The following is an 8,307-nucleotide window of genomic DNA, read 5'->3' on the forward strand; positions in this document are numbered from 1 at the left end:
TTCAGAAATTCAACAGAACCCGGGGCATCCCCAAGGAGAATATGCAAATGTCCTTTGCTATCATTCGCGGTCGAAGTGGGCGGCGACATGAAGTCGATTTTGGCGAATCACCCGTTCGCGTGGAGATTCATGCGAGCGAGGAGACTGTCGAAATCTTCGTCGAAGCGGACGCTGAGACAGCGGCGGAGGAGCGCCGACGCTTCGCCATCATCAATATCCCGCGCCACCAATTCAGCCGAGCTACCGGCGATGCGGCCCGACGCGCAGCCGATAAAGTCCCCTAAAACGGCGACATTATTGAGACCTCAGAGCGACGCATCATCCCAGGACGTCTTGGCCGGCATCGTCGAGCGTGTCACGTTCCACAACGCCGAAAACGGCTTCTGTGTGCTGCGCGTCAAGGCGCGTGGCCATCGGGACCTCGTGACGGCCGTCGGCCATGCTGCGACCATCGCCGCGGGCGAGTGGATCACAGCCACAGGCGATTGGATCAATGACCGGACCCACGGTCAGCAGTTCAAGGCACGGTTCCTGCGAACATCGCCGCCGACGTCGGCTGACGGCATCGAGAAGTATCTCGCCTCGGGAATGATCCGTGGCGTCGGACCGGGCTATGCCAAGAAGCTCGTGCGCGCCTTCGGCGACAAGGTTTTCGACATCATCGAGTCGACCCCTGCCAGGCTGCGCGAGGTTGGCGGCATCGGCCCGGTCCGCGCCGCCAGTATCTTGGCTGCCTGGGCCGAGCAGAAGGCCGTCCGCGAGATCATGGTGTTCCTACACAGCCACGGCGTCGGAACGGCACGTGCGGTGCGGATCTTCAAGACCTACGGTTCCGATGCGATCCAGGTGATGACCGAGACCCCCTATCGGCTGGCACGCGATATCCGCGGCATCGGCTTCAAGACGGCCGACGCCATCGCCATGAAGCTCGGCGTCGAAAAAACAGCGATGATGCGGGTGCGCGCTGGAATCTCCTGTGCCCTGACCGAGGCGATGGATGACGGGCATTGTGGGTTACCGACTGACGAACTGATCCCGCTCACGCAGAAGCTTCTCGAAGTTCCCTCGGGCCTGATCCGTGCCGCGCTCGAACTTGAACTGCGAGAGGGGACCGTGGTCGCAGAGCGGGTTGGTGATGCGCCGTGTATTTTCCTCACCGCTCTTCATCGGGCCGAACGTACCGTTGCCGATCGCCTGTTGCATCTGGCCAACGGCGCGCCACCGTGGCCAACGATCGATCCCGACAAGGCCTTGCCTTGGGTGGAGAAGCAAATCGGAATGTCCTTCGCGGAAAGCCAGGTCGCCGCGGTTCGCCTCGCCCTGATATCCAAGGTCGTGGTCATAACCGGCGGACCCGGGGTGGGCAAGACCACGATCGTCAAAGGCATCCTGAATATCCTGGCGGCGAAGGGCACCAACCTGCTGCTATGTGCGCCGACTGGCCGCGCCGCCAAGCGCATGACCGAGGCGACCGGCTTCGAGGCCAAGACCATTCACCGCCTGCTCGAAGTCGACCCCAAGACAGGTGGCTTCAAACGCGGCGAGAACAACCTGCTCGACTGCGACCTCTTGGTCGTCGACGAGGCCTCGATGGTCGACACCATGCTGATGCGGGCGTTGCTGAAGGCAGTTCCGGACGGGGCCGCCATGTTGATCATCGGCGACATCGATCAGCTGCCTTCGGTCGGTCCCGGCCAGGTGCTGGCCGACATCATTTTCTCCGGCGCCGTGCCGGTGGTACGGCTCACCGAGGTTTTCCGGCAGGCCGCTCAGAGCCGGATCATTGTCAGCGCCCATCGCATCAATCAGGGCGCAATCCCCGATCTCAGTCCGCCGGAAGGCGAAGCCGACTTCTACTTCGTCCAGGCCGATGAACCAGAGAAGGTCGTTGCTCGCATCATCGAGCTCGTGAAAACTCGCATCCCCAAGCGATTTGGCCTCAATCCGATTCGTGACATCCAGATCCTGTGTCCGATGAACCGGGGCGGTGTCGGCGCCCGATCTCTGAACGTCGAATTGCAGGCCGCTCTCAACCCTGCCGGCGAGCGCAAGGTCGAACGGTTTGGCTGGACCTTCGCCCCTGGCGACAAAGTTATGCAGATCGAGAACGATTACGATAAGGAGGTCTACAACGGCGATATAGGCACGGTGGTCGACGTCGATTCTGCCGAAGGTGAGCTCACCGCAGAATTCGATGGCCGCATTGTTGCTTACGAATTCGGCGAACTCGACATTCTGGCCCCGGCCTATGCGGCGACGATTCACAAGAGCCAGGGATCGGAATACCCCGCCGTCGTGATTCCGATCATGACCCAGCACTACGCGATGCTTCAACGTAACCTGCTCTACACCGGCGTCACCCGCGGCAAGAAGCTGGTCGTTCTGGTTGGACAGAAGAAGGCCGTTGCCATCGCGGTACGGAATGTTTCCGGGCGGCGACGGTGGTCCAAGCTCGCCGAGTGGTTGCGCGAGGCTTCATCCGACCATGCGCCGATTGGCACGATGGTTTGATCTTGGCGCGCGATCCGCAACAGAGCCGACCATCGTCAACTTGCCAGCGCGAATTCGAGATGGGTCGGCGATGACGACAACAATCACAGCATGGACGTCGAGACGTTGGCTCCCGCACTTATTGCATTCGGGAATGCTCATACGGGCTACCAACACCGAGCTGAACCAGAACCGCGCTGTAGATCGGCGTGGCTTTTGCCACCCGGTCAATATTCGGAGCCGCGACACACGTTCGCGTTGCCCCGCGCACCAAACTCGCGAAGCACGTTCTCGTCGACCAAATACGCGGTCACGGAATCCGGTGCGGCGCAGCCTCGCCCACCTCGGCTTCTTCATCAAACGCGCCGAGGTCGGCCAGCTCCGCAAGCGACCGCTTCAGGCTCCGCGGAGGATAGGGTCGTCCTCGTTTTGGATACGCTTTGGCATATTCGATCGCAGCCTCGACCTGATGGCGCTTGAGCGACGGAAAATTGTCGACAATCTGCTCGACCGATTGCCCACGGGCCAGGGCCGCCACCATGTAGACAGGAATTTTGGTGCCCTTAATGAGGGGCTCGTTGCGGTCACTTCCGATTTGTCCCCATCGGCGCAATTCGTCGAGACGATGAAGACGGCTCTTGAGGTCGGCGTCGATCTTGCCGAGATCAAGCTCCACTTCGCCAAACGCGACTCGGTGCGCGTCGAAGGAGAGCTGCCGGATCGCCTCATAGAGCCTGCGCCGGCCGGCAGGGGTAAGGTCTCTTTCCAATCTGTCGGCGACCAGCAGAAAGCGCATCTCCGCCCGGCCGAGGAGGCGCTGAACTCCGCTTCCGACCCGTCGCTGACGTGCGCGAATGATGCCGGTATCAACGGCCTTGTTGAGCGCAGCCGCCGACCGGTTCAGCACGTAACCTGCTTCCGTGAGAGTCAACGCTTGGGCGGAAGACATGGCGGACCTCCATCCGTAACTCATCCTCAATTTAGGGATGAATTAGGAGATCGGCAAGGTGCAGCGTTAAAGAATTCCCCGGGCGAGGCCACCGCCCCCGCCCGTCAGTTCTTGTCCTAATTGGCACACCCGCAAAATCGAATTGGGACACCGAATAAAAACGCCGCCTGCTTGAAATAGCTTGCAGGCGGCGCTTATCGAGCCCGGGAGGGTGATGCAAAATCCCGACTCCCATTAGTCAGCACAACCTATGCCAAGGTTTTATGTCTCGGGGCGGGACACTTGCGGGTTGGGGATAGAATCGAAAGCGGCCGCCCACAGAGGCACCTAGCCTGTCTCTGTCCAATCTGCAGCTTCTTCGTCATCGTCATGCTCTTCATCATCTGCCGGCAAGGGATCCGGCAATTCTCCCGCCAACATTCTGTCCTTGCTGAGCAGGCCGGCGTCCTCCAGCGCCTCCATGTTTGGAAGATCGCGCAGTGTCTCCAGGCCGAAGTGCGACAGGAACGCCTTGGTCGTCACGTAGGTGTAGGGCGCGCCGGGTTGCGGGCTACGCGGGCCGCTCGCGATGAAGTCCAGCCCGCGCAGACGGCCGATGGTGTCGCGGCTGACCTCCTTGCCGAAGAAGGCGGACAGCTCGCTGCGGGTGATCGGTTGGTAATAGGCGATGCAGGCCAGGATCAGCGTTTCGGATTGCGACAGCGCCTTGCTATCGCTCTCGCCGCCGAGCGCGGTGCGGATCGCATCGCCAAAAGTTTTCCGGGTGCGATGCTGCCAGCCGCCGGCCACGCTTGCGAGCTCGTAAGGCCGGCCGCGCAGCTCGGCGCGGATGTTGTCGATGATCAGATCGAGGTTGCAATCGCGGCCGACGACGCGCGCCAGGGTCTCGCGGCTCACCGGCGCGGGTGCGGCGAAGATCACGGCCTCGACCCGGCCCATCCATTCGCGCCAGCGCAGCTCCGGCGGCAGGTCCGCCAGTTCGAGATCGAGATCCGTCTTTGCTCGCATGCGCCGTCCCATGTCAGAGCCCGTACAATCGGAAGGTCGACCGGCCGGTCAGCTCGCGCACGGCGCCGAGCGACACCAGTCGCTCGAAGAGCCGGCGCATGCTGCGGTCGCTCGCGGTCTTGCCGGCGCCGGCCGGCTGGGCGTCTTCCATCATCAGGATCGCCACCATCGTGTCGGCGTCCTTGCCGCGCAGCTTCGGCGCCGCAGCGAGCAAGCGCTCGGCCCGTCGCGCAAGGTCGACATAGAGGTCCGCCGCACCTGCGGCCGCGCGCGCATAGGCCAGGGCGCAAGCCCTCGGCCAGCCGTCGTCCGCCGCGCCGGATTTGGCCGCGGCACGCAGATCGCCGCGGCGGACCTGGCCCGCGATCAACGGCACCGCCATCGGCCATTTCAGGCGATGGGCGAGCACCATGTCGGCGAGCCACAAGGCGAGGGGTTCGCTTTGCGGGACGAAGCGCAGGCTCGCCGCCGCAATCTCGGCGGCGGCTGTGATGGCGCTCCCCTGCCCGACCATCAGCTTGTCGGCCTGGGTGACGACGTCCTCGAGCGCGTCGCTGAAGCGCACCTCGAACAGCGCCGACAGCCGCAGGGTCCAGTCCTTCGACGCCATGGCCCTGCGCTCGCCGAGATGCCGCCAGGCTTTCAGGATGCGGCCGCCGGGGCCTGGATCGTCGTCATCGCGGCGCAGATACCAGGCATCGCGCAGCGCCGCCTCGTCTTCGGTGCGGCCGCCGTGCCGGGCCAGCACCGCGGCATTCGACAGCGACAGGCGATGCCGCCACAGCGCGCCGAGCGGATGCTCGCTGCGCGCGATCGGATGGATCGCGGCAAGCGCCGCGCCGGCCGAAAACATTGCGTCATCAAGGCTCTCGGACGTGAGGGCCTGCCGCACCCAGCCAGGAAACGGCGGGAAGGTGGGCGGGGCATGGAGCGTGAGTCGCGTGCGTGGGGCCATGTCCGAGGCTAATCCGGGACGGCGCTTTCCGCCACATAATTCCCATCAAACCGCCGCGCCTGTCGACAAATAAAAACGACTGATAATGTTGCCTTATCGGTCGTTTTGAAGATCCTACCTCAGGACGTCAAGGCCATGCTTTTCGACCACCGTCAGAAGCTTCAGCGCCATGCCGCTCGGCCGCTTGGTGCCGCTCTCCCATTTCTGCACCGTCGATTCCGAGGTGTTCAAATGGCGTGCGAAGACCGGTTGGCTGACGTGATTGCGCTCACGCAGCGCCTTGATCTTCTTGGCGTCGAATACCGCCGGTCGGGACAGGCATGTCTCATCGAAGGAGCGCAGGGTCTGCTTGTCGACTGTCCCGGCCCGCATCATGCCTTCCACCGCGCTGTGGATCGCCTCAAAGGCGTCGCTCTTGAACTTCCGCTTAGTGGCCATCGCCAATCTCCATCAAAGCTCCAGCATTTAGTTCCGCGTCCAAATCCGCCGCGGATTTGCGCCGATACAGCGCCGCCAACTCGCGAAACGCCCGCAATTCATCATCATCGATGTTCGCCCTGTCCTGCTTGGCGAACAGATAGACGTAGACCCAGAACTCACCGTTCTTGGCGAGCAGGATCGACCGAAAACGGTTGTCGCCGAGCCGCTTCTTGAAAACGCCTCCGCCCAAATCGTCCGCCTTGCCCTGCGCAGCCTCCCTGGCCGCGCGCACGAGCGCTGCATCTGGAAGCCGCGCCTTGCGCGCCGCCTTGGCGAACCAGGCCGTCTTGAATATTCGATCGGGCATGGCAAAAGATAGCACCTGGTGCTACCCAATTCAATGGGGTGTGAGAATCCCGCTGAGGTTCGCTCAGCTTAGATGACTGGATTGGCCCGAAAACAGGCGATTTTTTCGCCTCGTTCACCCAGGATCGGTGGACTCCTCACCCTAACTAATTGAGCGGACGGTTCGTCCTAACCCGTCTTATTCGCGAGAGGGCGCCTGAGAGGCTGGCGAGCGTGGTGTAAAGCGCTGATGCGGCGTAGGATTCGGTTGCGAAGCCAACCCCATCACCTCAACCGCGAACGCCACGCCCGCCATGACCGATGATACGATTCTGCCCTTCTCGTTTCCAGCCGTTCACGCCAAGAAAGTCACAGCTGCCTTCGATGGTGGACGCCTAACCTCGAATGGGGGCGTGATGCTTCTGGCGATGGCCGAGCGGCGTCTCGGTTTGGCCGACAATTTGGCCCGGGTGTTCCCGGATCGGCGCGATCCGACGCGGGTCGTGCACAGCCTTGTCGATATGTTCCGCGCGCGCATGTTCGCGATCTGCTGCGGCTACGAGGACGCCGACGACCTCGATCATCTGCGGTCCGATCCCGCATTCAAGCTGGCCTGCGGACGGCTGCCGGACAGCGGTCGCGATCTGTGTTCCCAACCGACGCTGTCGCGCCTGGAGAATGCTCCGCGCCTGCGCGACGTGATCCGACTGACCTACACTTTGGTCGACGCATGGATGGATATTGTCACTCTTCTGGGGCCTGCTCGTTTGTTTGAGAGAGCCGCAAAAGGTAAAAGCAGTTGCAGCAGGCGCCGCCGCCGTTATTTCGGTCGCAGGCGGTCTGTGGCAGATATCCGTGCCAGCCTATCCCGATACTTACCGCCGCCCGTCGGTTGCCTATTCGACGATATCAATAGCCAATGGAAAGCGTCTATTTGCCCAAAATTGTGCGGCTTGCCACGGCAGCGGAGGGCTTGGCGATGGTCCGGCGGCATCGACCCTTCCCAAGCCGCCCGCGAATTTGAGCGAACCGCACACTGCGCTGCACACGGCCGGCGACATGTTTTGGTGGCTTAGCCATGGAATTCCAAAAAGCGGCATGCCCGGATTTGCTGATGTATTGGACGAACAGGCCCGCTGGGATGTGATCAACTTCCTGCGGACGTTTTCAGAGGGATTTCAGGCGCGCCTCCTGTCGCCTGAAATCGTACCCGATCATCCGTGGCTGGGGGCTCCAAACTTTTTCTTAGAGGACGAGAATGGGGCGGAGAGGGAGCTGAAGGACTTCCGTGAGCAAAGCAATGTGCTGCTCGTGTTTCCCGAAAAGTCCGACGCAATGCGCGTTAAACAGCTACGCCTTGAGCAGAAAAGATTCCGGAAAGAACGATTGTGGGCGATTATCGTGTCGCCGGACGCAAAGCTGGCGGCGGGCGTCCCGAATGTTCGGCGTGGAGCACAAGAGGTTAGAGAAAGTTACGATCTGCTCTCCCGGAGCACTACAAATCGTGGAGATCCCACGCGTTTGGAAATGGGAAGACATTCCATGGAATTCCTAATCGACAGGTTCGGATACATCCGTGCGCGCTGCTTGCAAGAGGAGGACGAATGTGGTTGGCAAAATTCCGACGAGCTGATCTCGCAGGTCCGAGTTCTCAATAGAGAGTCCAAAATTCTCCCGCCACCCGCTCAACATGTGCACTGAATTAGTGGAAATCTTTCAGGGCTCGCAAACAAAGGAGGAAAGCATGCAAATATCATCCCGTCCCAACCGGTTTGGCGATCGATTCGAACAGTTCATTTGGTGCATGATTCTTGTGGCTGGCGCTCTGGTCGCGGCTCCAGCCCACGCACAACACCATGAGCCGGGCATGCACCATATGCACGGGTCTGACGGTGCGCCTGTTGCGAGATCGGCAAATACCGGCGAGCTGCCCGCATTGAAGATCCTCCTGCCGCAATCGGGTAATACCATCGGCGAGCGTGTTGCTTTCGTTTTCCAAGCCGACGATAACATCGCAGAAATGACCATGAGCTCTGCCAATCCGAGCGTTCATCTGCATGTTGCGATGGACGAAACCGAGCTCATGCCAATGGCAGACCAGCTGATCCAGCTTGGTGATGGCCGCTATCTCTATGTTTTC

At 61.4% G+C, this 8,307-nt stretch carries 9 protein-coding genes and 1 pseudogene; 5 read left to right on the plus strand and 5 right to left on the minus strand.

Going from position 1 to position 8,307, the window contains the following annotated elements; translation table 11 throughout:
* Both K288_RS0141335 and K288_RS48595 read left to right on the plus strand, forming a co-directional pair.
* Positions 1-284: hypothetical protein (locus tag K288_RS0141335; protein ID WP_244443417.1), on the plus strand; the 284-nt coding region annotated here is incomplete at its 5' end.
* Positions 285-297: 13 nt separating this feature from the next.
* Positions 298-2,511 carry an ATP-dependent RecD-like DNA helicase gene (locus K288_RS48595; RefSeq protein WP_051334978.1) on the plus strand — a complete coding sequence of 738 codons (2,214 nt, stop codon included), beginning with the start codon at positions 298-300 and terminating at the stop codon, positions 2,509-2,511.
* Positions 2,512-2,800: 289 nt separating this feature from the next.
* On the opposite strand, the gene K288_RS0141350 is transcribed toward K288_RS48595, so the two are convergent.
* The 5 genes from K288_RS0141350 to K288_RS0141370 all read right to left on the minus strand — a co-directional run bounded on the left by K288_RS0141350 (position 2,801) and on the right by K288_RS0141370 (position 6,189).
* On the minus strand, positions 2,801-3,439 hold the full coding sequence (locus tag K288_RS0141350) for a DUF433 domain-containing protein (RefSeq protein ID WP_027584267.1): 639 nt from the start codon (positions 3,437-3,439) through the stop codon (positions 2,801-2,803).
* Between the two features lie 327 nt (positions 3,440-3,766).
* Positions 3,767-4,459, minus strand: a complete 693-nt coding sequence (locus K288_RS0141355) for an SMC-Scp complex subunit ScpB (RefSeq protein WP_027584268.1) — start codon at positions 4,457-4,459, stop codon at positions 3,767-3,769.
* A 1-nt stretch (position 4,460) separates the two neighbouring features.
* Positions 4,461-5,402, minus strand: a complete 942-nt coding sequence (locus K288_RS0141360; RefSeq protein WP_027584269.1) for a DUF1403 family protein — start codon at positions 5,400-5,402, stop codon at positions 4,461-4,463.
* A 114-nt stretch (positions 5,403-5,516) separates the two neighbouring features.
* Positions 5,517-5,840 (minus strand): DNA-binding transcriptional regulator, encoded by a 324-nt coding sequence (locus tag K288_RS0141365; protein ID WP_027584639.1) that lies wholly within the window; start codon positions 5,838-5,840, stop codon positions 5,517-5,519.
* On the minus strand, positions 5,830-6,189 hold the full coding sequence (locus K288_RS0141370; protein WP_027584640.1) for a type II toxin-antitoxin system RelE/ParE family toxin: 360 nt from the start codon (positions 6,187-6,189) through the stop codon (positions 5,830-5,832). The genes K288_RS0141365 and K288_RS0141370 overlap by 11 nt, the downstream gene beginning before the upstream one ends.
* Before the next feature lie 292 nt (positions 6,190-6,481).
* On the opposite strand from K288_RS0141370, the pseudogene K288_RS51600 reads away from it, so the two are divergent.
* From K288_RS51600 to K288_RS53185, 3 genes and pseudogenes are all read left to right on the plus strand, one after another.
* Positions 6,482-6,907, plus strand: a pseudogene (locus tag K288_RS51600) (transposase); the annotation flags it as partial.
* A gap of 1 nt (position 6,908) precedes the next feature.
* Entirely contained in the window at positions 6,909-7,868 is a 960-nt protein-coding gene (locus K288_RS51605) for a c-type cytochrome (RefSeq protein ID WP_244443462.1), read from the plus strand.
* Positions 7,869-7,911: 43 nt separating this feature from the next.
* A partial coding sequence (locus K288_RS53185) for a hypothetical protein (protein ID WP_152535946.1) occupies positions 7,912-8,307 on the plus strand: 396 nt, incomplete at its 3' end.

Origin of the sequence: Bradyrhizobium sp. Ai1a-2, assembly GCF_000426245.1 — a bacterium.
Taxonomy (GTDB): Bacteria; Pseudomonadota; Alphaproteobacteria; order Rhizobiales; family Xanthobacteraceae; genus Bradyrhizobium.